Source organism: Rhodococcus sp. SJ-3 (genome assembly GCF_051918125.1).
Lineage (GTDB): Bacteria > Actinomycetota > Actinomycetes > Mycobacteriales > Mycobacteriaceae > Rhodococcus.
Map to the genome: position 1 here is coordinate 855,556 of NZ_CM123306.1, position 24,549 is coordinate 880,104.

20 protein-coding genes, 2 pseudogenes and 2 riboswitches are annotated in these 24,549 nt (G+C 65.9%); of the genes and pseudogenes, 15 read left to right on the forward strand and 7 right to left on the reverse strand.

From position 1 onward, the window contains the following. Positions 1–73: 73 nt before the first annotated feature. From ACTDXD_RS03900 to ACTDXD_RS03960, 13 genes and pseudogenes are all read left to right on the forward strand, one after another. Positions 74–1,122 (forward strand): annotated as a pseudogene (locus tag ACTDXD_RS03900) (glycosyltransferase family 1 protein). Continuing rightward, entirely contained in the window at positions 1,119–2,198 is a 1,080-nt protein-coding gene (locus ACTDXD_RS03905) for a glycosyltransferase (RefSeq protein WP_440125879.1), read from the forward strand. Before ACTDXD_RS03900 ends, ACTDXD_RS03905 begins: the two are co-directional and overlap by 4 nt. Beyond that, a pseudogene (locus tag ACTDXD_RS03910) lies at positions 2,195–3,194 on the forward strand (glycosyltransferase). Before ACTDXD_RS03905 ends, ACTDXD_RS03910 begins: the two are co-directional and overlap by 4 nt. Further along, positions 3,191–4,033 carry a glycosyltransferase family 2 protein gene (locus ACTDXD_RS03915; RefSeq protein WP_440125880.1) on the forward strand — a complete coding sequence of 281 codons (843 nt, stop codon included), beginning with the start codon at positions 3,191–3,193 and terminating at the stop codon, positions 4,031–4,033. The pseudogene ACTDXD_RS03910 and the gene ACTDXD_RS03915 overlap by 4 nt, the downstream one beginning before the upstream one ends. Next, positions 4,030–4,148, forward strand: a riboswitch (cobalamin riboswitch). Its footprint overlaps the gene before it by 4 nt. Before the next feature lie 35 nt (positions 4,149–4,183). After that, a complete protein-coding gene (locus ACTDXD_RS03920; protein ID WP_440125881.1) occupies positions 4,184–5,383 on the forward strand; it encodes an ABC transporter substrate-binding protein in 1,200 nt (399 codons plus the stop codon). Beyond that, positions 5,380–6,480 (forward strand): FecCD family ABC transporter permease, encoded by a 1,101-nt coding sequence (locus ACTDXD_RS03925; RefSeq protein WP_440125882.1) that lies wholly within the window; start codon positions 5,380–5,382, stop codon positions 6,478–6,480. Before ACTDXD_RS03920 ends, ACTDXD_RS03925 begins: the two co-directional genes overlap by 4 nt. Beyond that, complete coding sequence (locus tag ACTDXD_RS03930; protein WP_440125883.1) at positions 6,477–7,298, forward strand: ABC transporter ATP-binding protein; 822 nt, start codon at positions 6,477–6,479, stop codon at positions 7,296–7,298. Before ACTDXD_RS03925 ends, ACTDXD_RS03930 begins: the two co-directional genes overlap by 4 nt. Next, positions 7,291–7,938, forward strand: coding sequence for a (2Fe-2S)-binding protein (locus ACTDXD_RS03935; RefSeq protein WP_440125884.1), 648 nt, complete (start codon positions 7,291–7,293; stop codon positions 7,936–7,938). Before ACTDXD_RS03930 ends, ACTDXD_RS03935 begins: the two co-directional genes overlap by 8 nt. Beyond that, positions 7,935–8,495, forward strand: a complete 561-nt coding sequence (locus ACTDXD_RS03940; protein WP_440125885.1) for a DUF7676 family protein — start codon at positions 7,935–7,937, stop codon at positions 8,493–8,495. Before ACTDXD_RS03935 ends, ACTDXD_RS03940 begins: the two co-directional genes overlap by 4 nt. A gap of 185 nt (positions 8,496–8,680) precedes the next feature. After that, positions 8,681–8,885: riboswitch (cobalamin riboswitch) on the forward strand. 151 nt (positions 8,886–9,036) lie between these two features. After that, positions 9,037–11,319, forward strand: coding sequence for a 5-methyltetrahydropteroyltriglutamate--homocysteine S-methyltransferase (gene metE, locus ACTDXD_RS03945; protein WP_440125886.1), 2,283 nt, complete (start codon positions 9,037–9,039; stop codon positions 11,317–11,319). Positions 11,320–11,345: 26 nt separating this feature from the next. Then, a complete protein-coding gene (locus ACTDXD_RS03950; protein WP_440125887.1) occupies positions 11,346–12,563 on the forward strand; it encodes a cobalamin-independent methionine synthase II family protein in 1,218 nt (405 codons plus the stop codon). Between the two features lie 335 nt (positions 12,564–12,898). Beyond that, the gene (locus ACTDXD_RS03955; protein ID WP_440125888.1) at positions 12,899–14,011 is read left to right on the forward strand and encodes a helix-turn-helix domain-containing protein; all 1,113 of its coding nucleotides are present in this window, start codon (positions 12,899–12,901) and stop codon (positions 14,009–14,011) included. Next, positions 14,011–14,721, forward strand: coding sequence for an RES family NAD+ phosphorylase (locus tag ACTDXD_RS03960; protein WP_440125889.1), 711 nt, complete (start codon positions 14,011–14,013; stop codon positions 14,719–14,721). The genes ACTDXD_RS03955 and ACTDXD_RS03960 overlap by 1 nt, the downstream gene beginning before the upstream one ends. Before the next feature lie 154 nt (positions 14,722–14,875). Here the strand turns inward: ACTDXD_RS03960 and ACTDXD_RS03965 are convergent, their stop codons facing one another. Genes ACTDXD_RS03965 through ACTDXD_RS03975 form a run of 3 tightly spaced genes read right to left on the reverse strand, consistent with a single transcriptional unit; the run spans position 14,876 to position 18,418 of the window. Further along, on the reverse strand, positions 14,876–15,790 hold the full coding sequence (locus ACTDXD_RS03965; RefSeq protein WP_440125890.1) for an HpcH/HpaI aldolase/citrate lyase family protein: 915 nt from the start codon (positions 15,788–15,790) through the stop codon (positions 14,876–14,878). Then, entirely contained in the window at positions 15,787–16,992 is a 1,206-nt protein-coding gene (locus ACTDXD_RS03970; protein ID WP_440127524.1) for a CaiB/BaiF CoA transferase family protein, read from the reverse strand. Before ACTDXD_RS03970 ends, ACTDXD_RS03965 begins: the two co-directional genes overlap by 4 nt. 22 nt (positions 16,993–17,014) lie before the next feature. Beyond that, positions 17,015–18,418, reverse strand: coding sequence for an LLM class flavin-dependent oxidoreductase (locus ACTDXD_RS03975; RefSeq protein WP_440125891.1), 1,404 nt, complete (start codon positions 18,416–18,418; stop codon positions 17,015–17,017). A gap of 107 nt (positions 18,419–18,525) precedes the next feature. Between ACTDXD_RS03975 and ACTDXD_RS03980 the strand changes: the two genes are divergently transcribed. Then, complete coding sequence (locus tag ACTDXD_RS03980) at positions 18,526–19,236, forward strand: GntR family transcriptional regulator (RefSeq protein ID WP_440125892.1); 711 nt, start codon at positions 18,526–18,528, stop codon at positions 19,234–19,236. A gap of 23 nt (positions 19,237–19,259) precedes the next feature. On the opposite strand, the gene ACTDXD_RS03985 is transcribed toward ACTDXD_RS03980, so the two are convergent. Continuing rightward, positions 19,260–19,799, reverse strand: coding sequence for a flavin reductase family protein (locus tag ACTDXD_RS03985; RefSeq protein WP_440125893.1), 540 nt, complete (start codon positions 19,797–19,799; stop codon positions 19,260–19,262). A 60-nt stretch (positions 19,800–19,859) separates the two neighbouring features. Between ACTDXD_RS03985 and ACTDXD_RS03990 the strand changes: the two genes are divergently transcribed. Further along, positions 19,860–20,819: an HpcH/HpaI aldolase/citrate lyase family protein gene (locus ACTDXD_RS03990; protein ID WP_440125894.1), complete on the forward strand. Its 960-nt coding sequence runs from the start codon at positions 19,860–19,862 to the stop codon at positions 20,817–20,819. Between the two features lie 104 nt (positions 20,820–20,923). Here the strand turns inward: ACTDXD_RS03990 and ACTDXD_RS03995 are convergent, their stop codons facing one another. The 3 genes from ACTDXD_RS03995 to prpD are packed head-to-tail and all read right to left on the reverse strand — an operon-like array spanning position 20,924 to position 24,517. Next, on the reverse strand, positions 20,924–22,048 hold the full coding sequence (locus tag ACTDXD_RS03995) for a bifunctional 2-methylcitrate synthase/citrate synthase (protein ID WP_440125895.1): 1,125 nt from the start codon (positions 22,046–22,048) through the stop codon (positions 20,924–20,926). A gap of 52 nt (positions 22,049–22,100) precedes the next feature. Next, positions 22,101–23,015, reverse strand: coding sequence for a methylisocitrate lyase (gene prpB, locus ACTDXD_RS04000; RefSeq protein ID WP_440125896.1), 915 nt, complete (start codon positions 23,013–23,015; stop codon positions 22,101–22,103). Next, the gene (gene prpD, locus ACTDXD_RS04005; protein WP_440125897.1) at positions 23,015–24,517 is read right to left on the reverse strand and encodes a 2-methylcitrate dehydratase PrpD; all 1,503 of its coding nucleotides are present in this window, start codon (positions 24,515–24,517) and stop codon (positions 23,015–23,017) included. Before prpD ends, prpB begins: the two co-directional genes overlap by 1 nt. Between the last annotated feature and the right edge of the window lie 32 nt (positions 24,518–24,549).

Genomic DNA, 24,549 nt, shown 5'->3' on the forward strand with positions numbered 1-24,549 from the left:
ATGCGCCCGCGCGCAGTCGCCGAGAGGGCGCCCCAGAAGAAGGCAGGTTCGTGTGACAGTTCGTGTTGCGTCCGTGCCCGCCTCGCACGTCTACGTGCGGCACCTCGCATGTCCGGACGGCGACGACGTGACCCGGCTTGCAGATCCGGTGCCGGAAGATGGACGCAAGATCCCCGGGAGCTGGTGGCCGCCGTTGATGCTCGAACCCGGCTGGGTGAACGACCACCACACCGAATTCGACGTCTTCCATCTTCACTTCGGGTTCGATGCGGTGAGCGCGGAGCAATTGCAGGATGTGGTCGCCGAACTCGCCCGGCATCGCAAGCCGCTCGTCTACACGGTGCACGATCTGCGTAATCCTCACCATTCGGAGCCCGGGGACCACCATAAGCAGCTCGACGTGCTGATCCCGTCGGCTGACGAACTCGTCACCCTCACCCCGGGGGCGGCCGACTACATCCACCGGCAGTGGGGTCGACGCCCGACGGTCCTGCCGCACCCTCACGTCGTCGAACGGCGTTGGATGGAACGTCCGCGCACGCCCGGCCCGTTCGTCGTGGGAGTGCATGCCAAGAGTCTGCGCGCCAATATGGATCTGTTCCCGGTGCTCGACACCCTCAGCGAAACCGTAAGGACGCTGCCCGGCGCGGTGTTGCAGATCAACGTGCACGACGAGGTCTTCGACCCGGACAACAAATACTGGTTCAACCCCAAGGCGGTGCGCACATTCAGCGTTACGGCGACGATGCGCAAGTCGACGTCCGCGTACACCGATACTTCTCCGACGACGAACTGTGGCGATACCTCTCCGGCCTGTCGGTCTCGGTGCTTCCGTATCGTTTCGGAACCCATTCCGGTTGGCTCGAAGCATGCTTCGACCTCGGAACCGCCGTGGTCGCGCCGAGCTGTGGATTCTACGGCGAACAACGTCCGTGCGGGGTCTACACCTTCGACGAGACGAGGTTCGATCCCGCCTCCCTCGACCGAAACGTGCGAGAGCTCCACCACAGCAAGAGGTTTCCGCGCGGGTCATGGACTGCGCGCATGGACGAACGTCACGACCTCGCGTGCGCCCATCGGAACATCTACGAGCGGGCCATCGCCAGGTGCGGTGTGCTGTGACGATCAAGCCACTTCGGATCGCGCTCATCGCGTCGAACCGGTATCCCATCCGGCAACCGTTCGCGGGCGGCCTCGAAACGCACGTGTGGCACCTGGCACGCGCCCTCGGCAAGGACGGACACGAGGTGACGCTCTATGCCGCGCCGGGTTCGGATCCCGACCTGCCCGCCTCCTTCCTCGAAGTACCCGAGCTCGACGTCAGCGCAGCGGCCTGCCGCGACGAATCGATGCCTGCGCGCGGGTTCCTCGGCGACCACCACGCCTACCTGTCGTTGATGCTCGCATTGGCAGGATCTGCGGGCGATGCATACGACGTCGTCCACAACCACAGCCTGCACTATCTTCCCATCGCGATGGCGCGCACACTGCATACCCCGATGTTGTGCACCCTCCACACCTCACCCACGCCATGGCTCGAGTCGGCCATCGCGGCACCCGGCGGTTGCCCCGGCACATTCGTCGCGGTCAGCCGGCACACCGCATCAGCGTGGGAGCACGCGACCGGGCCCATCTCGGTGGTACCCAATGGCGTCGACCTGTCTGCCTGGCCGGTCGGACCGGGTGGAGACGACCTGATCTGGTTCGGCAGGCTCGTGCCCGAGAAGGGGGCGCACGTCGCGATCGACGCGGCCCGGCGCGCCGGATACCGGTTACGGCTTGCCGGACCGATCAGCGACCCCACCTACTTCACCACCAACGTCGAACCACGTCTCGGCGCGGACGTCACCTACCTGGGGCACCTCCCCCAGCAGGAACTCGCTGCTGCAGTGGGCAATTCAGCCGCATCGATCGTCACTCCACAATGGGACGAGCCATACGGGCTCGTGGTCGCCGAATCCCTCGCATGCGGAACCCCGGTCGTCGCGACGGCTCGCGGTGGAATCCCGGAGTTGGTGGACGAGACCAGCGGTTGCCTGGTCGGCCCGGACGATGCCGCGGCACTGGCCGCAGCGATACCGCACGCCGTGACGCTCTCGCGTGCCGCCGCCCGCGCACGCGCAGAGCAACGGTGTTCCGAACGCACGATGGTCGATGCCTACGTTGCTTTGTACCGGCAACTCGCGGGGGCCACATGATCGGCTATTACATTCATCACCACGGGCACGGGCACCGCACTCGTGCGGCGAGCATCTGTGCGCATCTGGAGACCCCGGTGACAGCGCTGTCGTCGGCCCCGCTCGGGTTGTGCGCCGACGTCGTCGACGATGTGGTGGCGCTGCCTCGCGACGACCGGTCCGTGGACACCGCGCACGACCCCACCGCACACGATGTCCTGCACTGGGTGCCGACACACGACGATGGCCTGCGCGAGCGCATGCACGCGCTCGGTTCCTGGATCGCCGAGGCACGTCCGCGCCTGCTGGTGGTGGACGTGTCCGTCGAGGTGACCCTTCTCGCCCGCTTGTACGGGATCCCCGTGGTCGTCCTCGCGATGCCGGGTGATCGCACCGATACAGCACACACACTCGCTTACCGGGTCGCCGACCATCTGATTGCTCCGTGGTCGCGGGAGGTATACGACCCGCCGTGGCTGCATCCGTACGCGGACAAGACGACGTACGTCGGCGGCATCAGCCGTTTCGACGGACGGCCCGCTCCCTCCCGGACCTCGCGCATCCGTCCGCGGGTGGTGGTGATGAGCGGCAGCGGGGGGGTCGTCGATCACGAACCGCGACCTGCACGGATACTCGACGCGTTTCCCCGCCTACGAGTGGCGTGGACTCGGCCTGGAGGGCGGGTCCTGGGTCGACGACCCGTGGCAGTTTCTCACCGGAGCCGACGTGGTGATCGGACACGCCGGACAGAACACGGTCGCCGACATCGCCGCTGCCGCACGACCGGCCGTCATCATTGCGGAGCCACGCCCCTTCGACGAACAGCGCTCGAGCGCTGCCGCTCTCGACGCCGAAGGCTTGGCCGTGGGGCTCGACGGCTGGCCCGACCCGGGACAGTGGCCCGAGCTGATCGGACGTGCGCGCAACCTGGACCCGATCGAATGGAAACGGTGGCGGGTCGAGGGCGCGGCGGCAAGGGCCGCGGCGGTCGTGGACCAGCTGGCAGGCACATCGTGACCGTCGCGGTGATCACCGTCGCCGCAGGCCGGAGTGTGCATCTGCGTCGGCAACTCGAAGGAGTGGCCCGGAGCGGGTACGTACCCGACGAGCACATCGTGGTGGCGATGGGTGATCCCGCGGTTGCCGGGGTCGTTGCAGCGGCAGGAGCACCCGCGCAGGTCGTGCCGATGGATGTCCCAGGAGCGACACTCCCGGTCGCGGCTGCACGGAACCTGGGCGCGCAGGCGGCGACCTCAGATCTGCTGGTGTTTCTCGACGTCGACTGCATCCCCGCACCCGGCCTGCTCGGACGGTATGCGGACGCTGCCGAATCCCATCCCGGGGCTCTGCTCAACGGGCCGGTCACCTATCTTCCGGAACCCGGCCCGCAGGGGTACGCCCTCGACCACCTCACCGATTCGGTTGCACCGCATCCGGCTCGTCCATTTCCGCCCGACGGCGAGATCGTCGTGAACACGGCGCATGACGTTTTCTGGTCGCTGTCGTTCGCGGTACGAGTTCCGGTGTGGCAACGGATCGGCGGGTTCTGCACCGACTATCACGGCTACGGCGGCGAGGACACGGACTTCGGACAACTGGCTGCGCGAGCGGACGTACCGATGGCGTGGGTCGGCGGCGCGCACGCCTTCCACCAGTACCACCCGGTGTCGAGCCCTCCGGTCGAGCACCTCGATGACATCCTCGTCAACGCGGCCTTGTTCCATCGGCGGTGGGGGTGGTGGCCCATGCGGGGCTGGCTCGACGAGTTCGAACGCATGGGTCTCGTCGAACACGATGTCGCTGCCTGCCGGTGGGTTCGCGCCGCGGTGGAATCCCCGCTCAGACGGTTGTGCTAATTTCAGCGCGTCATTGTGACGACAGATGAGGAAGCCGGTGCGAATCCGGCGCGGTCCCGCCACTGTATCCGGGAAATCCCGGGAGCCAGATACTCACGTTGCCACACCTCACTGTCCGGGGCGGATCTCCCCGAGAGAGGCGTCATCGCCATGCGTGTGCGCGCAGCATCTCCGAAAGTTCTCGTGTCACTGGTAGCTGCAGGCGTGGTGCTGACCGCCTGCTCGACCGCCACGACCGCACCCGAGATGGACACCACGGCGGACGGGTGTATCACGGACTTCGACGCGACAGTCGACTACTTCCCCGACAAGTCCGAGATCGTCGATGCCGAGAACTTCTCGATCACCTACGAGAACAGCTACCAGGTACTCACCGTGGAGGAACCGTTCCCCGGCGGCTCCCCCGAATCGTACGTGCTGGTCAAGTGTGGTGCACCCGCTCCGGAACTGTCCGCAGAACTGGCCGATGCCCAGCAGATCACGGTGCCGATCTCGAGCTTGTATTCCGGTTCGACCACGCACCTTCCGCTCGTCACCGAACTCGACGTGCTCGACGTCCTCACCGGTGTGTCCAATGGATCCATGGTCAGCGACACCGCGGTCGTCGACCGCATCGCCGCCGGTGATGTCACCGAGTACGCGTCCGGCGGCACGATCGACACCGAAGCCGTCGTGGTTGCCGCACCCGACGTCGTGATGACCGGCGGAATGGACGACCCCGCATACACGCAGCTGCGTGAAGCCGGGATCGGTGTGGTCGCGAACGCCGAGTGGCTCGAATCGTCACCGCTGGGTCGCGCCGAGTGGATCAAGGTGATGGCCGCCCTGACGGGCACGCAAGCCCGCGCCGAAGAGGTCTACGACGGTATCCGCAGCGACTACCTGGAGGTCGCCGACAAGGCTGCGGGAGCAGAGCCCGCACCGGCGCTGCTCGGCGGTATGTCGCAGGGCACCTGGTACATGTCGTCGGGCGGCAGCTACATGGGCCGCCTGTTCAGCGATGCCGGGGCCACGTGGCCGTGGCAGGACGTCACCAGCACCGGGTCGCTACCCCTCGACTTCGAAGCCGTGATCGCGGAGTCCTCCGACGCCCCCACCTGGCTCGTCGTCAACAGTTGGACCTCCATCGGTGACGCCCTCGCCGACGACGAACGCTACGGCGAACTCGCAGCGGTCGGCACCGGTCAGGTATGGAACGCGAACAAAGCCCTCGGGCCGGGCGGCGGCAACGACTACTACGAGCGTGGCGTGCTCCGACCCGACCTGGTCCTGTCCGACCTCGTAGCGATCCTGCATCCCGAACTGCTGCCCGATCACAAGTTCACGTTCTACCAGCAATTGCCGGCATGACCACCGTGCTCGGCGCAGCACCTGCGGTCGCTGAGAACTCTGCTCCCCCCGTCCGCGCCCGGCGGGTGGCGGTGGCGTTCTCCGCGCTCGTCGCCGCGCTCGTGGTCGCCACCGTGGTATCGGTGACGGTGGGGTCGGTCACGGTGCCTCTCGACGAAACTCTGCGCGTCCTGATCGGGCAGGACGCGCAGAATCCTCGCTGGGGCATGGTCATCCACGACCTACGGCTGCCCCGCACGCTCACCGCGATCGCGGTGGGCGCGGCACTCGGCATCGCCGGTCTGCAGATGCAGACCCTGTTCCGCAACGCCCTCGCCGACCCGTACATCCTTGGCGCGAGCTCGGGTGCGAGTCTCGGTGTTGCGATCGTCGTCGTGGCCGGTGGCGGCGGAGCCAGTGGATTCACAGCGAATCTCGCCGGGCTCGGCCGCACGGGAGTCGTCATCGCTGCAGCGCTCGGCGCAGCGGCCGTGTTGATGCTGATCGTGGTGTTGTCGCGGTGGGTGCGTTCGGCAGTGACACTGCTGCTCATCGGTGTGATGCTCGGATCGGCGACCACAGCGGTCGTCTCCGTACTCCTGGTCTACGCCGACCCGCAGCGCGCTCAGCAGTTCCTCGTATGGGGCCTGGGCAGTTTCACCGCGACCACATGGTCGGATCTGAAGTTGCTGATACCCGTGGTGATCGGGGGCACAGCCGTGGCGCTCCTGACGGTGCGGGCACTGAACGCGCTGCTCCTCGGTGAGGGATACGCCCGCTCCATGGGCATCGATATCCGCGTCGTCCGGTTGACGACGGTGGTGTCGGCCGCACTGCTCGCAGGCGTCACCACTGCCTTCTGCGGGCCCATCGGATTCCTCGGTCTCATCGTTCCGCACCTGTCGCGCATGGCATTCGGCACTTCCGATCATCGAGTACTGCTGCCCGGAGTCGCACTGTTCGGTGCGGTGGTGGCGTTGGTGTGCGGTGTGGCCAGCCAGATGCCCGGCACCGACACGGTGTTCCCGCTCAATGCGGTGACCGCACTCGTCGGCGCGCCGGTCGTCATCATCGTCCTCGTGCGCAGCCGGCGTGGAGCGCTGGGAGCGGCCTTGTGAACAGACTGACGAACGGTGTGGAACTGCGCGAGGTGACGATCGGCTACACACGCCGCCGCGCGTTGCGGAGCAGCGGCGTCACCGAGATCGCGACCGGTCTCGATGCCGTCGCGCGCCGCGGTGAACTCACCGCGCTGGTCGGCCCCAACGGAGCAGGGAAGTCGACGTTGCTCCGCACCCTGTGCGGACTGCAACCGGCGCTGCGCGGGCAGGTCCTGATCGACGGCGACGACTTGTCGTCGATCCGTCCCGCAGACCTCGCGACCCGCATCTCCGTGGTCCTGACCGAACGTATCGATCCCGGTCTGCTGACAGTGCGCGAACTCGTGTCCCTGGGACGCACACCGCACCTCCCGGCCAACGCACGGCTCTCACCGGAGGACAAGGCCGCGGTCGACTGGGCGCTCGACGCGGTCGGCGCGGCAGAACTGGCGTCCCGGCAGTTCAGCGAGCTGTCCGATGGGCAACGGCAACGCACGCTCACTGCCCGCGCGCTCGCTCAGGATCCCTCGCTGCTCGTACTCGACGAACCGACATCGTTTCTCGACGTTCCCTCGAGGGTCGAGCTCGTCGACGTGCTACGTCGGCTCGCTCGTGAACAGAACCTGGCCGTGATCATGTCCACCCACGAACTCGAACTCGCGCTGCGTGTGTCGGACCGGATGTGGTTGCTCGACGGCGACCGGACACTGACCTGCGACTCCCCCGCTGCGCTGGCCGAATCAGGGCGTATCGGGGCAGCATTCGATCGTGGGCGGATGCGCTTCGATCCGCGCACACTGGTGTTCGACCTCGAACCGGAGGACAGCCGTGCCTGATGCTGCTGCAGTACTCGAACGCATCGCCGCGCTGAGTCCCTACTTCGCGGTGAGCACCGGTCCGGTATCGGACAGCCGGTGGCAACCGACCTCTGCGCTGCGCGACTGTACGGTTCGCGATCCTCTGGTGTCGGACACGGCGCACCGAATGGGAACCGGGGAGACGCGAGTGGCCGCGTCGACTCTGTTCTTCGGCTACGCCGCACGAATGTGGTCCGTTGCGTTGGGCTCGGTCGTGGACTCCGGCCGATGCATCCGGCTCGACCCGGAGACGTTGCTGTGGCGCAACGACGGGGGTCTGCGTCTGCACATCGTCGACCCCGAATTCGGTTCGGCCACCGGTGAAGTTCTCGATGACCAGCTCGAACCGCTTATCGAGGCGTGGAGCGACATCGTCGCCCCCGGGTTGATGTGGGGGAACTCCGCGTCTGCGCTCATCGGGGCCGGACGAGTGATCGGTGAAGCAGCGCAGACACACATCGACACGCTCTTGGACGATCCCCGTCTGGCCGGCGCGCTGGTTCGCTCGACCGGCCGGCGTCGCAGTTGCTGCCTGTACTACCGCGTCCCCGGGGGCGGAGTGTGCGGCGACTGCGTCTTCCCCAGCCCACCGAAAACATCGACGAAGGAGATTCTGTGACAGTCGTATTCGACCCCGAGATCGTCGACACCGAGGACGGCGGTCGCGAACAGCGCTGGGCACTTCCCACCGACGAGGACTCACTGCTGCGTCTGATCCGGCTGCTGTTCGACGAGTACTGGAACGACATGTGGTTCGGCCTGCTCATCGAAGGTTCGGCGCTCGAGGTCGCCGCGCCCAACGCTCCGAAGAAGATCTCGATGTACGACGGGTATGCGACCGTCGACTTCGGTCGCTGGCATTTCCATCTGTGCATCGGCGAGCACACCGCGAGCGGCCCGGAACTCGGCCGTATCCGCCGCTGCAGCCGCGCCGAGTTGTACCGCAGGATCGGCAAGGACGACGCCCCGACATCGTGGGGTGTACGCCTGTTCAACGGCCGCGACGAGCAGATGCTCACTGTCATGTTGCCCACCCCGTTCCTCACCAACATGCAGCAACTGACCGAGGCACCTGTGTGGGAGCACCTCGAGGCGTGGGATCGGATCCGCTCGGAGTTCCTCGGCCTGGAGCCGGATCCCCGCGACCGCACCGGTAAAGGCTTTCGCCACTCCTGACCAGCACAGCCGACAGGAACGCACCGACGAAACTACAACCCGCGCAGACAGATACAACCCTTGGGAAGGGCGGTATCTGTCTGATTGCGTTGTAGCCGTTCCGCTTCAGCGATTGCCCATTCGAACGAGGACGTGGCTATACTCCGGGATGTAGTTGGTTCGCCGTGCCGGTCGTGAGGAGCCCCGAAGACCGTGGCGGCGTCGACGCATCCTCGATCGGGATGCGGAGAGGGAACCCGGTGAGAATCCGGGACTGTCCCGCAGCGGTATGCAGGAACGACCGCCGTCATCAGCACTGGGCATCATCCCGGGAAGCGACGGCCACTAGGTACGGGCCCACAGGCCCGGGCGCTTGCAAGTCCGAAGACCTGCCATCTGCGCCGGGCACGCCGTGCCCGGCGGTGTGCCGCCTCGTGGACAGGGCGCGCGGACCGGCATCGCATTCTTTCGCTCCGGCTGGATCGGAGTCGACTGGGCTCGGTCGGATTCGTGCACCCAACGGGCGGTAGGCCACCACGGACCGACCACCGGAGTACCACCAGTGTCTACATCCTCTGCACCGGCCTTCCACGCCACCGTTCTCGGATCCGCACGGATCGGACCGAACCGCGAGCTCAAGAAAGCCGTCGAATCCTATTGGGCCGGAAAGATCGATCGCGACGCCCTGGATAAGGTCGCTGCCGATCTGCGCGTCGACACCTGGGCCGCACAGCGCGATGCCGGGCTCGACTCGATCCCTGTCAACACGTTCTCGTACTACGACCACGTTCTCGACACCGCAGCCATGCTCGGCGCACTGCCGCCTCGTGTGTCAGGAATCGCCGACGACCTCGACCGCTATTTCGCCGCAGCGCGAGGCAACGACGACGTCGCACCGCTCGAGATGACGAAGTGGTTCGACACCAACTACCACTACCTCGTGCCGGAAATCGGCCCGGACACCGTCTTCGCCCTCGACACCTCGAAGGTTCTCGGCGAGGTCGCCGAGGCCCGTGCGCTCGGTATTCCTGCCCGCCCGGTTGTCGTCGGACCACTGACGTTCCTGCTGCTGTCGAAGGCCGTCGACGGGCAAGGCCCGCTGCTCGACCGCGTCGGTGAACTCGTCCCGCTCTACCGGGATCTGCTGGCGCAGCTCGCCGCCGCCGGGGCCGAGTGGGTGCAGCTCGACGAACCCGCACTCGTCCGCGATCTCGACGACGCGACCGTCGCCGCGGTCGAGCAGGTGTACGGCACGCTCTCGCAGGCGCAGGACCGTCCCGCAATCCTCGTCGCCTCCTACTTCGGCAACCTCGGTCCGGCGCTCGCTGCGCTCGCCCGCACCGGTGTCGAAGGCCTCGCAGTCGACCTCGTCGCAGGTGACGCGGCCGGCATCGCCGGACTGCCTACTCTGTCGGACAAACTGATCGTGGCGGGTGTGGTGGACGGCCGCAACGTGTGGCGCACCGACCTGGAGAAGGCGCTGGCGGCCCTCGCGACACTGCTCGGCTCGACGGGTTCGGTGGCGGTGTCGTCCTCGTGCTCGTTGCTGCACGTTCCGTACACGGTCGAGGCAGAATCAGGCCTCGACGAGTCGCTGCGCGCGTGGCTGGCGTTCGGTGCGGAGAAGCTCGCCGAGGTGGCCACGCTGTCGACCGCGCTGCGCAGTGGCCGCGACGCCGTGGCGTCCGAGCTCGACGCGGCTCGTGCCGCCGCCGAGCTGCGCGCGTCCGATCCTCGTCTGCGCAACAACCAGGTGCGCGGCATGCTCGACTCGATCACGGGGGATCGCAGTCGCACGTCGGCCGATCAGCGCCGCGAGATCCGGCAGCAGCACCTCGACCTGCCTTTGCTGCCGACCACGACGATCGGGTCGTACCCGCAGACCACCCGGATCCGCGTTGCCCGCGCTGCACTGCGTAAGGGCGAGATCGAGCGGGCCGAGTACGTGCAGCAGATGCGTGACGAGATCGCCGAGGTGGTCTCCCTGCAGGAAAAGCTCGGAATCGACGTGCTCGTGCACGGTGAGCCGGAGCGAAACGACATGGTGCAGTATTTCGCCGAGCAACTGGACGGTTTCTTCGCAACCGAGAACGGCTGGGTCCAGTCCTACGGCAGCCGTTGCGTGCGTCCGCCGATCCTCTACGGCGACGTCGCGCGCCCCGACGCCATGACCGTCGAGTGGATCACCTACGCTCAGTCGCTCACCGAGAAGCCGGTCAAGGGCATGCTCACCGGTCCCGTGACGATCCTTGCGTGGTCGTTCGTCCGCGACGACCAGTCCCTTGCCGACACCGCCGATCAGATCGCCCTGGCCATACGCAACGAGACGGTGGACCTGCAGGCCGCAGGAGTCCGCATCATCCAGGTCGACGAGCCCGCACTGCGAGAGTTGTTGCCGCTCCGCGTCTCCGAGCAGGCCGAGTACCTGAAGTGGGCTGTGGGAGCCTTCCGGCTCGCGACGTCGGGCGTGGCGGATTCGACCCAGATCCACACCCACCTGTGCTACTCCGAATTCGGCGAGGTCATCGAGGCTATCGCCGAACTCGATGCCGACGTCACCTCCATCGAGGCTGCACGTTCACACATGGAGGTTCTCGACGACCTCAACGCAGTCGGATTCGATCTCGGCGTGGGTCCCGGCGTCTACGACATCCACTCACCGCGTGTTCCGAGTGAGGACGAGATCGCCGAGTCTCTCCGTGAGGCGCTGCGCGCTGTTCCGGCCGAGCGCCTGTGGGTCAACCCGGACTGCGGCCTCAAGACGCGCGGCACCGACGAAGTCACGGCGTCGTTGACGAACCTCGTCGCCGCGGCGGCAACAGTTCGATCCGAGCTCGACCGATAACGATTCCCAGAAAGAACTCGATCACCATGAGCACCAAACACATTCGCACCACCCACGCCGGGAGCCTCCCTCGCACCGACGAACTGGTGGCCGCCAACCGGGCACGCCGGGAGGCCGCAGACGGGTTCAGACTCGACACGACGACCGAGTACTCGGAACTACTCGCCGGACAGGTCGAGGCCTTGGTCCGTCGCCAGGTCGACCTCGGGATCACCACTCCCGGCGACGGTGAGTACGGAAAGGCGATGTCTTCGGCCGTCGACTACGGTGCCTGGTGGTCGTACTCGTTCCAGCGCGTGTCCGGGCTGGAACTGGCCGAAGGTGGGCCGTTCGGCGGCGAGCCTGCCCGGTCGACTCCGGGCAACGTGCAGCTCACGACGTTCCCGGACCGACGCGACTGGACGAAGTTCGCCGACGCGTACGGCGACCCGAGGAGCGGTGTCTCCGTCGGCGACGAGGCACCGGTGTTTCCGACCGCGACGGGCCCCGTCACCTACACCGGACATGATGCGATCGCATCGGACATCGCGAACCTGAAAGTCGCCCTGTCCGCGTCCGGTGCAGACAACGGCTTCATCACCTCGCTCTCGCCCGGTAGCGCATCGCGGATCGGGAACGAGTACTACAAATCCGAAGAAGAGTTCATCTGGGCATGCGCGGACGCGATGCGCGAGGAGTACCAGGCGATCATCGATGCCGGAATGATCCTGCAGATCGACGATCCGTCGATCGCCGAGAACTGGGATCAGATCAACCCGGAACCGACGGTGGAGGACTATCTCGCCTTCACCCGCATCCGCATCGAGGCACTCAACCATGCACTGCGCGGATTGCCACAGGACCGGATCCGTTTCCACCTGTGCTGGGGCAGCTGGCACGGGCCGCACACCACGGACCTCGAGTTCAAGTACCTCGTCGAGACGATGCTGACGATCGATGCCGGTTCGTATTCGCTCGAGGCCGCGAACGTCCGTCACGAGCACGAATGGCGGGTCTGGGAAGACGTGACGCTACCCGACGGCAAGCAGATCGTGCCGGGCGTGATCAGTCACGCCACGAATGTGGTCGAGCATCCCGAACTCGTCGCGGACCGGATCGAGCGGTTCTCGAGTGTCGTCGGCCCCGAGAACGTGATCGCCTCGACGGACTGCGGTCTGGGCGGTCGAATCCACCCGCAGATCGCGTGGGCGAAGCTCGAATCGCTCACCAAGGGTGCAGAACTGGCATCCGCGCGTCTCTGGTAATCGGTGCGGCTCCTGCGTGGTTCCGGTGGCGACTGCCACCGGAACCACGCACTGCGGCGCTTCTGCACGTGAGCGCGTGTGACCCTTCCGACCCACGTTCCGCGTGGGCGTTCAAGCAGAACCGGTTCCCGGGCGGATGAGACCCGTTTCATATGCGGCGATGACGGCCTGGACCCGGTCACGCAGGGAGGAGGGACACCGCGATCTCCGCATTGGACAACCCCGCACCCAGCAACCGCAGCGTCTCGACCTCACGGGCGGTCAACAGACCGAGTCGCGAGGGCTGTAGCGGGAGGGCGGCCGCGCCGGAGGCGAAGGCCTCGATGAGCGTGCGGGTGACAGACGTGCCAGGAGCGACTCTGCTGCCGCAACCCGTAGAGCATGTACACGAGGTCGTCGCGTCTGACGTCCTCGAGGAGGAAACCACTGGCGCCGGCACGCAGCGCATCGACGATGCACTCGTCCTGATCGAACGTCGTGAGCATGACCACCCGCGACGGAGTCTCGGCGCAGACGATACGCGCGCCTCCATTCCATCCATCCCCGGCATGCGGATGTCGAGGAGTGCCACGGCCGCCGTTCCCGTCGCGAAGGCGCTTCGGTCGGCGGCGTTCCGCCTGTTCCAGAACGGCAAGCGCCAGCTTGACGTGCGCGGCGTCGACGAGCTGCCCGTCCACGCTCGTCGCCGAGACCCTGAGCTTCCGCCTCGCGTTCGTATCCGTCGGCGTCCGCGAAATCGGGATACGGGCGTCGATGGCGAGCAGCCCACCATGCAGCACCTCCTCCATATCACGCAGATCCCGCGTATCCCGCGTATGCTGGTAGACGAGCAGATACAGGAGATGGGTGGGATGACGACACACATGACAACGACCCCGATTACCACACTGGAACAAGTCTCGCAGGCCGTAGCCGACGCGGTCACCGAGGCCAAGATGGGTCTCAGCGGGACGCTCCGGAGGACGCTCAGTCAGTCTCTGGTCGATCACCTGCTCGCAAGCGTCCCTGCGCTGCAGGTCGACGCCGAGGACGACTGGGGACCGAGAATCTCGGCCGAAGAGGCCGCAGCGCTCGAGCAGGCCAACCTGGCACTACAGGTCGAGCAGCGGCGCGCCGAGCTGAGCGTGTCCCTGTCGCGAACCCAAGCCGCTGACGTTCTCGGCATCTCCCCGCAGACAGTGTCCGAGTGGGTTGCTCAGCGTCGCCTGATCGGCCTCAAGGACGGTCGCGAGTGGCGTTTCCCGGCGTGGCAGTTCACTCCGGACAATGCCGATCCGGTTCTACCCGGCCTGACGCGACTCGCCGATACCTTCCCCGGCGGGGAGGTGAGCCTGTCGCGGTGGATGAGCCGGCCGAACGACAACTTCGACGGTCGTACACCCGCGCAGGAGATGATCCGGAACAGTGACCACGTGTTCGCTGTCGTCCGGACACTGGCAACCGCCTGATGGCCAAGCCCCTCGATCCGCCTGCCCGTCCACTGCCTGCCGCGAACCATCTGTGGACATGGACACCCGCTGATGGTGCCGCGGCACCCTGGTACCGGATCTACCACCACGATCGGTTCACCTCCGGTGGCGCAGCGTTCAAGCCCTACGGTCCGAGCGGCCGGTTCGATCACCACACCCCCTCGTTCACCGACCCGTCGATCGATCCGGACGGTCGTTCGGTCCTCTACCTCGGAATCGACCTCGCAACCTGCGCCGGTGAAGTGTTCGGCGAGGCCGGGGTCGCGGCACTGTGCTCGAAGTGGCGTGCCGCCCAGGTACGCCCGCTACGCGAGATCGTCACGTTCGACCTGGACGAACCCGGTGCTGCGATGGCAATCGGCGCGTTGCCCGCGCTCGCTTCCGGCAACGAGAACCGCGAGCTCACCCAACAATGGGCCCGCGCGATCTACGAGGATCAACCCGCCGCCACGAAGATCGAAGGGATCCACTACCGATCTGCCTACCGTGGCGACCGCGCCCTCGCACTGTGGGATTGCTCCGACGACGTCGAGGTCGCCGTCGACCGACACAACCGGCTTCTGGATCTCCCGCTCGATCACGGCCGGGGCCGGGCTCTGATGCTGAAGGCGCTCGAAAGCACCGGTATCCCGTTAACCTCGATCCCGGACGCCGACTGCGTCGCGTGCCGCAGGGCATCCAAGACGTAATCGCCCTGATCGCACATCGTGAGCATGACCACCCGCGAAGAATCCCAGCGAGGCGAGGAAGGCCACGTGCCCGACGGTCCAGGCGATACCGGGCACACGCTCACCGTCGATCCCGTCCAGCAGTCGCACCACTCCGTAGACGACGGTGAGCAGTTCAGCGTCGCGCCCGCTCCGCCTGTTCCAGAACGGCAAGCGCCAGCTTGACGTGCGCGGCGTCGACGAGCTGCCCGTCCACGCTCGTCGCACCGAGACCCTGAGCTTCCGCCTCGCGATAGGCCTCGAGATTCCGCTTCGCCTGGCCGATCTCCTCCTCCGTAGGTGAGTACACCTCGTTGGCGATGTCGATCTGAGACGGGTGGATCGCCCATTTGCCGCTGAAACCCAACGCCGATGCACGACGGGCCTCGCGTTCGTATCCGTCGGCGTCCGCGAAATCGGGATACGGGGCGTCGATGGCGAGCAGCCCACCGATGCGTGCAGCGGTCAGCACGGTCATTCGCGCGTAATGCCAGAAGTCACCGGGGTATTCGTCGCGCGGCCGGAAGTTCGTGTCGACCCGGGCTCCCTGCGACACCGAGAGGTCGCCTGCGCCGAAGATCAGTGCGTCCAACCGGGGGCTGGACAGCGCGATCTCCTCCGCGTGCGCGACACCGGCGACGTCCTCGATGAGCACTTCCAGCCGGATACGTTTCGTCATGCCGAGGGTGTCCTCGACCTGCGTGAGGAGGGTGTCGACCCACCACACGTCACGAGCGGCGGTGACCTTGGGAACTATGACGACATCGAGGTTCTCGCGCGCTCCGGTGACGACCTCGACGATGTCTCCGTACGCCCAGCGGGTGTCGATACCGTTCATCCTGATCGCGCGGGCGGTGTGTCCCCAATCGAGTTCGTTGAGCGCACGAACAGCTTTGCCGCGGGCCTCTTCCCGCTCCGCGGGGGCGCAGGCGTCCTCGAGGTCGAGGAACACGAGGTCGGCATCGGAAGCGGCAGCCTTGGCGAACATCCGCTCGTTGGACGCCGGTGTCGCCAGTTCCGACCTTCGGATCGGACGGGGCTGGGAGGTCATGACGAATTCCTTTCCGACGTGATGATGTTGCGTTCACACAGATCGACGAGTTGCTCGTCGCCGAGACCGAGGAGTTCGGTGAGGACCTCTTCGGTGTGGGCGCCCAATGCCGGCCCGAGACCGTCGACGATTCCGGGATTCCCCGAGAATCGCGGAACCGGCGCCTGGACGAGCATGCTCCCGAGGTCCGGGTCTTCGACACGGACGAACACCTCACGGGCCTTCATCTGTTCGTCCTCGACGAGCTGGGAGATGTCGTAGACGGGCGCTGCGGCGATCTCTCCGGCCTCGAACACGGCCATCGCCTCGTCGAGCGTGTGCTGCGCCACCCATTCGGCCACGATCTTGTCGACCTCGTCCACATGCGCGAGACGCCGTTGCGGATCGGAGAAATCGGGATCGTCGACGAGGTCGTCGCGCCCGATCGCCCGGAACACCCGCAACGCGATCGTCGGAGAGCTTGCCGACATCGCGAGCCACTGGTCGTCCTGCGTCCGGTACGTGTTGCGGGGTGCGGAGATCCCCCACCGGTTCCCCGTGCGCTGCGCGATCTCGCCGGTCTGGTCGTAGGTGAGCAGCGACTGTTCGAGCAGACGCGCCAACGGGTCGACCAGATTCACGTCGATCAGCTGACCGTCCGCACCGTGGACATCCCGGTGGTACAGCGCCATCATGATCGAATACGCGGCATTCAACGAGGCCACCCCGTCGGCGAGCATGAACGACGGGAGTGTCGGTGGGCCGTCGGATTCGCCGACGGTGTGGGCGAATCCGCTCATGGCTTCACCGAGCGTCCCGAATCCCGGTCGCGACGACTTGGGTCCGGTCAGGCCGAACCCGGTGACGTGCAACATGACGATCTTCGGGTTGACCGCTCTGAGAGACTCGTAGTCGAGCCCCCATCGGGTAAGGGTGTGCGGCCGGGTGTTCGCGACGACGACGTCGCACTCCGCAACGAGACGTCGTACGAGTTCTTGACCGTCCTCGGTGCGGAGATCGATAGTGACGGAACGCTTGTTGCGTCCGAGGCTCTTCCAGACGAGTCCGATCCCGCCCTTCTGCACACCCCATCCCCGGATGGGGTCGCCGCCCTGCGGTTGCTCGACCTTGATCACGTCGGCGCCGAACTCGCCGAGATACGTGGCCGCAAGTGGTCCGGCCGCCAGGGTTGCGAGATCGAGAACCCGGATACCGTGCAGCATGGTGCTGCGCGACGGTTCGGGATCAGGCATGCTCGACCACCCGGTCGTCCACAAGTTCGGTCTGCGCGCTTGCAGTCATGAGGTTCTCGGGTCGCTCGAGCCCCAGGTTCTCACGCAGCGTGGACCCGGTGTACTCCTCACGGACGAGTCCGCGCGCACGGAGTTCAGGCACGACGAGCCGCACGAAGTCTTCGAATGCGCCAGGGAAATGAGTTGCAGCGATGACGAATCCGTCGCACGACCGCGACTGGAACCATTCCTCCATCTGCTTTGCGATCTGGGGGCCGGTGCCCACGAAGCGAGGTCCCTGCAGCAGGGTGGCGCGGTGGTTGGCGAGGACGCGCAGGGTCAGTTCCTGGTCTCCGATGTGACGCTTGACGCCCTGCACAAGGCCCCGGATGCCGGATACGCTCTCGATCAGCTCGTCGGTGACGACGTCGTCGAGGCTGTGACCCGAGAAGTCGTGGTTGGTGACCTCGGACAACAGGGTCAGCGACGCCTGGGGGTGGACGAGGTCGTGCAGGAAGATGCTCTCCTTCTGTTGCGCGATCTCCTCGGTCTCGCCCGGGATGACGTAGACCATGGGAAGAACCCTCACCGTGTCCGCCGCCCGGCCGTACTCGGTGACGAGCGCCTTCTGATCGGCGTAGTGCTCTGCAGCGACGGCCTGGCTGGGGTCGCCGGTGAAGATGAGATCTGCCCACTTGGCGGCGAACTGGCGGCCGCGACCGGATTGGCCGGCCTGGATCAGCACGGGCCTGCCCTGCGGCGTCCGCGGCACGGTCAGCGGGCCTTGGACATCGAAGAATTCACCGTGATGATCGACTTCGTGGACCTTCTCCGCGTCGGCGAAGATACCCGACTGCCGGTCGGCGACGATCGCATTGTCTTCCCACGAATCCCACAGTTTGGCAACGACTTCCACGAATTCTTCGGCGCGGTCGTAACGCTTGTCGTGGTCGAAGTGCTTGTCCACACCGAAGTTGCGCGCCTCGGCGTCGTTCACCGACGTGACGATGTTCCAGGCCGCGCGTCCACCACTGAGATGGTCGAGTGTCGCGAATGTCCTTGCGACGTGGAACGGCTGGTAGTAGGTCGTGGAGTAGGTCGCTCCGAGTCCCAGATGCGTGGTCGCGGCTGCGGCAGCACCGAGAATCGCGGTGAGGTCGAGCTTGATGGGCCTGGCACCGTAGCGGACGGCGTCGGCCACGGAGTTGCCGTAGATACCCGGCATCGCAAGCCGGTCGTCGAAGAACATCAGATCGAAGTTGCCCTCTTCGAGGACCCGTGCGATCCGCTGGTAGTAGTCCAGGCTCAAGTAGTCCTGCGCCGAGTTCGGGTATCGCCAGGATCCCGAGTACACGGACACGTTCGACGCCTGCATGAACGCCACGAGCGTCATCTGGTCGGTTCTGCGCTCTGCCATGGAAGGCTCCCTTACCGGAAATAAACACATCTGATGTCAACTGATATATTTAATGCTCGGTGATAGATTGTCAACACCAAAAATGCGCACAGGGAAGGGCGGTCACGATGACGGAGACCGACCGGGGTCCGTGGATCGTCGGCGAGACGTCCGATGAGACATCGTCGAAGCAGACTGGCCGCGAGCGTGTGCGCGCAGCGCTACGTCACCGGATCCTGTCCGGCGACCTCTCCCCCAACGATCGCATCGACCTCGACGCTGTCGCAGAGGAGTTCGGAACGAGCCGCACCCCCGTGCGGGAGGCGTGCCTGGCGCTCGCGCAAGAAGGCCTGGTCCGCGTCGCGCAACGCAGTGGCATCACCGTCATCGGGGTCTCTCCGGAGACCATCATCGAGAATTTCGCGCTGATGGCCGCGTTGTCCGGGGTCGCATCTCAGTGGGCAGCAGGTCGGATCACCCACCAACAGCTCCTCCGCGTACGCGAACTGCATCGAGAGATCCGCGTCGCCGCAGCCTCCGGCGACGACATCGCCACCCTCAACTGGCTGTTCCACCGCGAGATCAACAAGTCGTGCGGGTCGACACGCCTGCAGGGAATGCTCAGCGACGCCGGGCGCATGATTCCCCAGCGATACTTCGAACTCTTTCCCGAACGCGTCCCCTGCAGCCTCGACGAACACGACGCCCTCATCGGAGCGCTCGCCAGAGGCGACGGCGCCGAAGCCCGGCGCATCACCGAGCAACACTTCACTGGAGCGGCACAGATGCTGAGCACCTACATCGCCCAGGCCACCCGCAACGGCACCCCGCCCCGATAGTTCTTCCTCCTCGAGCGCTCTTCCTACTCGAGCCGCGAGTGGTCGCCGAGGCTGTGCCACCCGCGGTCGTGGTAGACGAGCGGTGCACTGGAGTGCCCGCCCATACGGTCGTCGACGCCGGACATGTCACCTTCCTGCACATCGACATCCATCGCCTCGACGACGATCACCCACGCGGCCCCCGCCTTCACGCGTTCCACGGCCCGAGCACGGATACGGGTGTGCACGTCGCGGAAATACACCTCTCCGGTGGGCATCCTCTCCCAGAGCGACACATCGGCGAAGCGATCGATTCCGCTGGTGGCGCCGAGTTTGGCGAGGTGCAACTGTTCCGCCCTGAGGAGGTGCACCACCACGGTGTCGGCCACAGCGATCGTCGGCGAACTCGACGAAGCGTCGGAGACCGAGAACATCAGCATCGGAGGGTCAGCGCTCACCGATGCCACCGACGTGGCCGTAAGCGCCACCGGCCCGCCCCCTGCGTCAGCGGTGACGAGTGCGACGCCCGCCGGGTGAGCGCGGAACGCAGCGGTGAAACGGCTCGGGGTTGAAGTCGTGGACACGACCGTATATTACTCATAATCAGATACATCAGTACAGTCTGAATATATGAAAGGTGTCCCATGAGCACCCGCACCATCCGCCCGAGGCGCAGCACCCTCGCAGTACCCGGATCGAATCCCAAGATGATCGACAAGGCCCGCGGGCTGCCCGTGGATGCACTGTTCCTCGACCTCGAGGATGCGTGCGCGCCGAACGCGAAGGCCGCAGGCCGCAAGATCATCGTCGAATCACTCGAGGCCGGCGGATTCGGCGACAAGATCCGGACGGTGCGCGTCAACGACTGGACAACGCCCTGGACCTACCGCGACGTCGTCGACGTGGTCGAAGGCGCAGGCGCGAATCTGGACTGCATCATGCTCCCCAAAGTGCAGGACGCCGCGCAAGTGCGCGCCCTCGACATGCTCCTGACCCAGATCGAGAAGTCGGTCGGGCTCGAGGTCGGCAGGATCGGAATCGAAGTACAGATCGAAACCGCTTCGGGACTCATCGCTTTGGACGCCATCGCTCAGGCAAGCCCGCGAATCGAAACGCTCATCTTCGGCCCCGCCGACTTCATGGCGTCGATCCACATGAAGTCACTCGTAGTCGGCGAGCAGCCGCCCGGATACGACGTGGGCGACGCCTACCACCACATCCTCATGTCGATCCTCATGGCCGCGCGCGCCCACGGAAAGCAGGCCATCGACGGCCCCTACCTCGCTATCAAGGACCTCGACGGACTCGGACGCGTCGCCGGACGGGCGGCGGCACTCGGATTCGACGGCAAATGGGTACTCCACCCCACCCAAGCCGACGTGATCAACGAGACTTTCAGCCCCGATCAGGCCGACTACGATCACGCCGAGAACATCTTGGACGCGTACGAATGGTGCACCTCGGAAGCAGGCGGATCCCGCGGCGCGGCGATGCTCGGCGACGAGATGATCGACGAGGCCTCCCGCAAGATGGCATTGGTCATTTCCGGCAAGGGACGCGTGGCGGGCATGACACGAACGTCGGTATGGCAACCTCCGCAATGACCTGAAGTGGCCCCCACCGGGTCATCGGTGGGAGCCACTTCAGGAATGCGTCCCGGGTCAGGAGACGGTGACGGAAACAGCCCGGGGCGCCGCTGCGGTGGGTATCAGGCCACGACGGACCGTTGCGGGACACCCGTGTATTCGCTGAGCGGACGGATCAGCGCGTTGGATTCGCTCTGTTCGATGATGTGGGCCGTCCAGCCGGTGATGCGGCTCATGACGAAGATCGGCGTGAACACCTCGATGTCGAAGCCCATGAGGTAATACGCAGGCCCCGTGGGGAAGTCGAGGTTCGGTTTGATTCCGGTGGCGTCGGCCATCGTCTTCTCGAGGATGTCGTACATCCGTGCCCACTTGTCGCCTCCGGTGTGCGCGGCGACGTCGAGGAACGCCTGTTTCATCGTGGGCACCCGCGAATCACCGTGCTTGTAGACGCGGTGGCCGAAACCCATCACCTTCTCCTTGCGAGTGAGCTTGCCGCGCATCCATTCTTCGGCACGTTCCGGTTCGCCGATCTCGAGCATGTCGTGCATGACGGCCTCGTTGGCACCGCCGTGCAGCGGACCTTTGAGTGCACCGATCGCCGCGGTCACGGCACTGTAGATATCCGACATCGTCGAGGTCACCACGCGCGCTGCGAACGTGGACGCGTTGAAACTGTGCTCCGCGTACAGGATCAGCGACACCTCGAACGCCTTGACGATCTCGGGCTCCGGCACCGATCCGAAGCACATGCTCAGGAAGTTCTCGGCGAAGCCCAGAGAATGGTGCGGCCGGATCGGGTCGAGACCATGGCGACGTCGATGGTCCGCTGCCACGATCGTCGGCAGGACCGCCATCATGCGCAGCGACTTGGCGCGATTCGCGGCGGGAGTGCTGTCGGCCTCCGCCGGATCCTCGGCACCGAGATAGCTGATCGCAGTCCGCACCACATCCATCGGGTGACAACTCTCCGGCAACTTCGCGACAAGCGCGAGCAGTGAGCGGTCCGCGCGGCGTTCGGCGCGCTCACGCTGCATGAACAACGCCAGTTCGGCGTCGGTCGGCAGTTCACCGTTCCACAGCAGGTAGGCGACCTGCTCGAAACTGCAGTGGGCGGCCAGATCCTGCACGGCGTAGCCGCGGTAGGTCAGCGAGTTGGTCTCGGGCACCACCTTGGAGATCGCGGTGGTGTCGACGACGACGCCGGCCAGGCCCTTGTAGATCGTCGGAACAGCGGTGTCCGTCATCACTGCCTCCTTCGGAGGTCTCGTGGACGCTGCCTCCAGCGGAGGCCAGTCGTCACTGCTTGGTCGAGAGAGTGAAATTGAATATGCCGGAATCGAATTCGTTGTAGCGCTCGTACTCGAGCAACTCGTAGAGACGTGAGCGGGTCTGCATCTCGTCGACGAGGGTTTCCTGCGTCCCCTCCTCGTGGATGACCCGTAGTCCCTTCTCGATGGCGCCCATGGCCAACCGAAGAGTGGTCACCGGGTAGATCACCGCGTTGTAGCCGATCTTGTCGAGGACCTGCGCCGGGATCAGCTGCGACTTGCCGAACTCGGTCATGTTCGCGAGTAGCGGGACATCCACTGCCGCACGGAACTTCTCGAAGTCCGACGCGGTGTGCAGTGCCTCGGTGAAGATGAGATCGGCACCGGCGTCGGCGTACGCCTTCGCACGGTCGATCGCAGAATCGATTCCTTCGATGCCTGCGGCGTCGGTGCGGGCGCAGATCACGAAGTTCGGGTCGCGACGAGCCGCCACCGCAGCACGCAGCCGGCGCACCATCTCGTCGGTGCCGACGATGGCCTTGCCGTCGAGGTGCCCGCACCGCTTTGGATTGACCTGATCCTCGAGGTGCAGTCCGGCGACCCCCGCGTCTTCGAGGACGGTGATGGTACGGGCCGCGCTCATCGGCTCACCGAAGCCGGTGTCGGCGTCGACGAGTACCGGCAGATCGGTCACGCGGGCGATCTGGGCGCTGTGCGCGGTGACCTCGGTGAGGGTGGTCAGCCCGATATCGGGAAGCGCCAGTGCGGCCGAGAAGGCCCCACCGGAGATGTAGACGCCCTCGAACCCGATCTCCTGGACGAGTTTGGCCGTGAGCGGGTTGACAGCGCCGGGCAGACGCGTGATGCTGCCCGATTCGAGGCTCTTCCGGAAAGCGATGCGCTTGTCCGCGGGCGTGGTGGAGGCAGCGATCAGACCCGTCATCAGAACAGGCCCTTCGGCAGCTTCGGTGCACGCGCCAGCACGTCGTCGGACACGGTGAACGTGAGTTGGTTCAGTTCGCCGGCCTTCAGTTCCGCGACACGCTGGGCTGCCTCGAGGAAGCGCTCCTGCTCTGCTGTCGCGACAACACCCTCGGCGAGGATCCGGAACTTCTCGATGTATTGGGTGCGGGCGAACGGGCGCGCACCGAGCGGGTGAGCGTCGGCGATGGCGAGTTCGTCGACGATGACCTCGCCGTTCTTCAGTGTGACCTCGGCGCGGGCACCGAATGCCTTCTCCGCCGGGTCGGTGGAGTGGTAGCGGCGCGTCCACTCCGGATCCTCTGCGGTGGAGATCTTGTTCCAGAGCCCGATCGTGTCGGGGCGCTGCGCACGCTCGGGTGCGTAGGAGCGCTCGTGGTGCCACACGCCGTCCTGCAACGCGACCGCGAAGATGTACATGACCGAGTGGTCGAGGGTTTCACGCGAGGCCTGCGGATCGAACTTCTGCGGGTCGTTCGAGCCGGTACCGATCACGACATGCGTGTGATGGCTGGTGTGCAGCACGATCGACTCGATCTGTTCGAGGTCGCCGATGCGCTCTCGCATGCGAAGGGCGAGGTCGATCGGAGCCTGACTCTGGTACTCGGCCGAGTGCTCCTTGGTGTAGGTGTCGAGAATGGCGCGCTTGGCCTCCCCCGGCGCGGGCAGCGGAATGTGGTATTCGGCCTTCGGTCCGCCGAGCAGCCACGCGATCACGCCGTCCTCACCCTCCCAGATGGGAGACGGCGCACCCTCGCCGCGAAGGGCGCGATCGACGGCCTCGACCGCCATCTTGCCTGCGAAAGCGGGAGCGTAGGCCTTCCAGCTGGAGATCTCGCCCTTGCGGGACTGTCGCGTGGCCGTCGTCGTGTGCAGAGCCTGCCCGACGGCCTGGTACACGGTCTCGCTGTCGAGTCCGAGGAGCGTGCCGATCCCGGCTGCGGCGGACGGGCCGAGATGTGCGACGTGGTCGATCTTGTGCTCGTGCAAGCAGATCGAGCGAACCAGGTCGACCTGGATCTCGTAGCCGGTGGCGAGGCCACGGATCAGATCGACACCGCTGCGTCCGGCGTGCTGGGCCACGGCGAGGATCGGCGGGATGTTGTCGCCCGGGTGGGAGTACTCGGCGGCGAGGAAGGTGTCGTGGAAGTCGAGTTCGCGCACCGCAACCCCGTTCGCCCACGCTGCCCACTCCGGTGAGTAGGTGCCGCCGATACCGAACACCGTCGAGCCCGGTGCGTACGGGTGGGTCTGAGCCTGTGCCCGAGCGTTGGACACGGGGCGGCGGGTGAGCGACGCCGCCGCGACTGCGGCGTTGTCGATGATGCGGTTCACGATCATGTCTGCGGTGTCGTCCGGGACCTCGACCGGGTCGGTCGCAACCTCCGCGATCCGCCAGGCGAGGTGCTCTTCCTTCGAAAATTCTTCCGCGGACCGATGGGTGCGTACGAGATGTGTCTTCACTGGATCCTCCGAACGTTGACGCTTCGATTTGC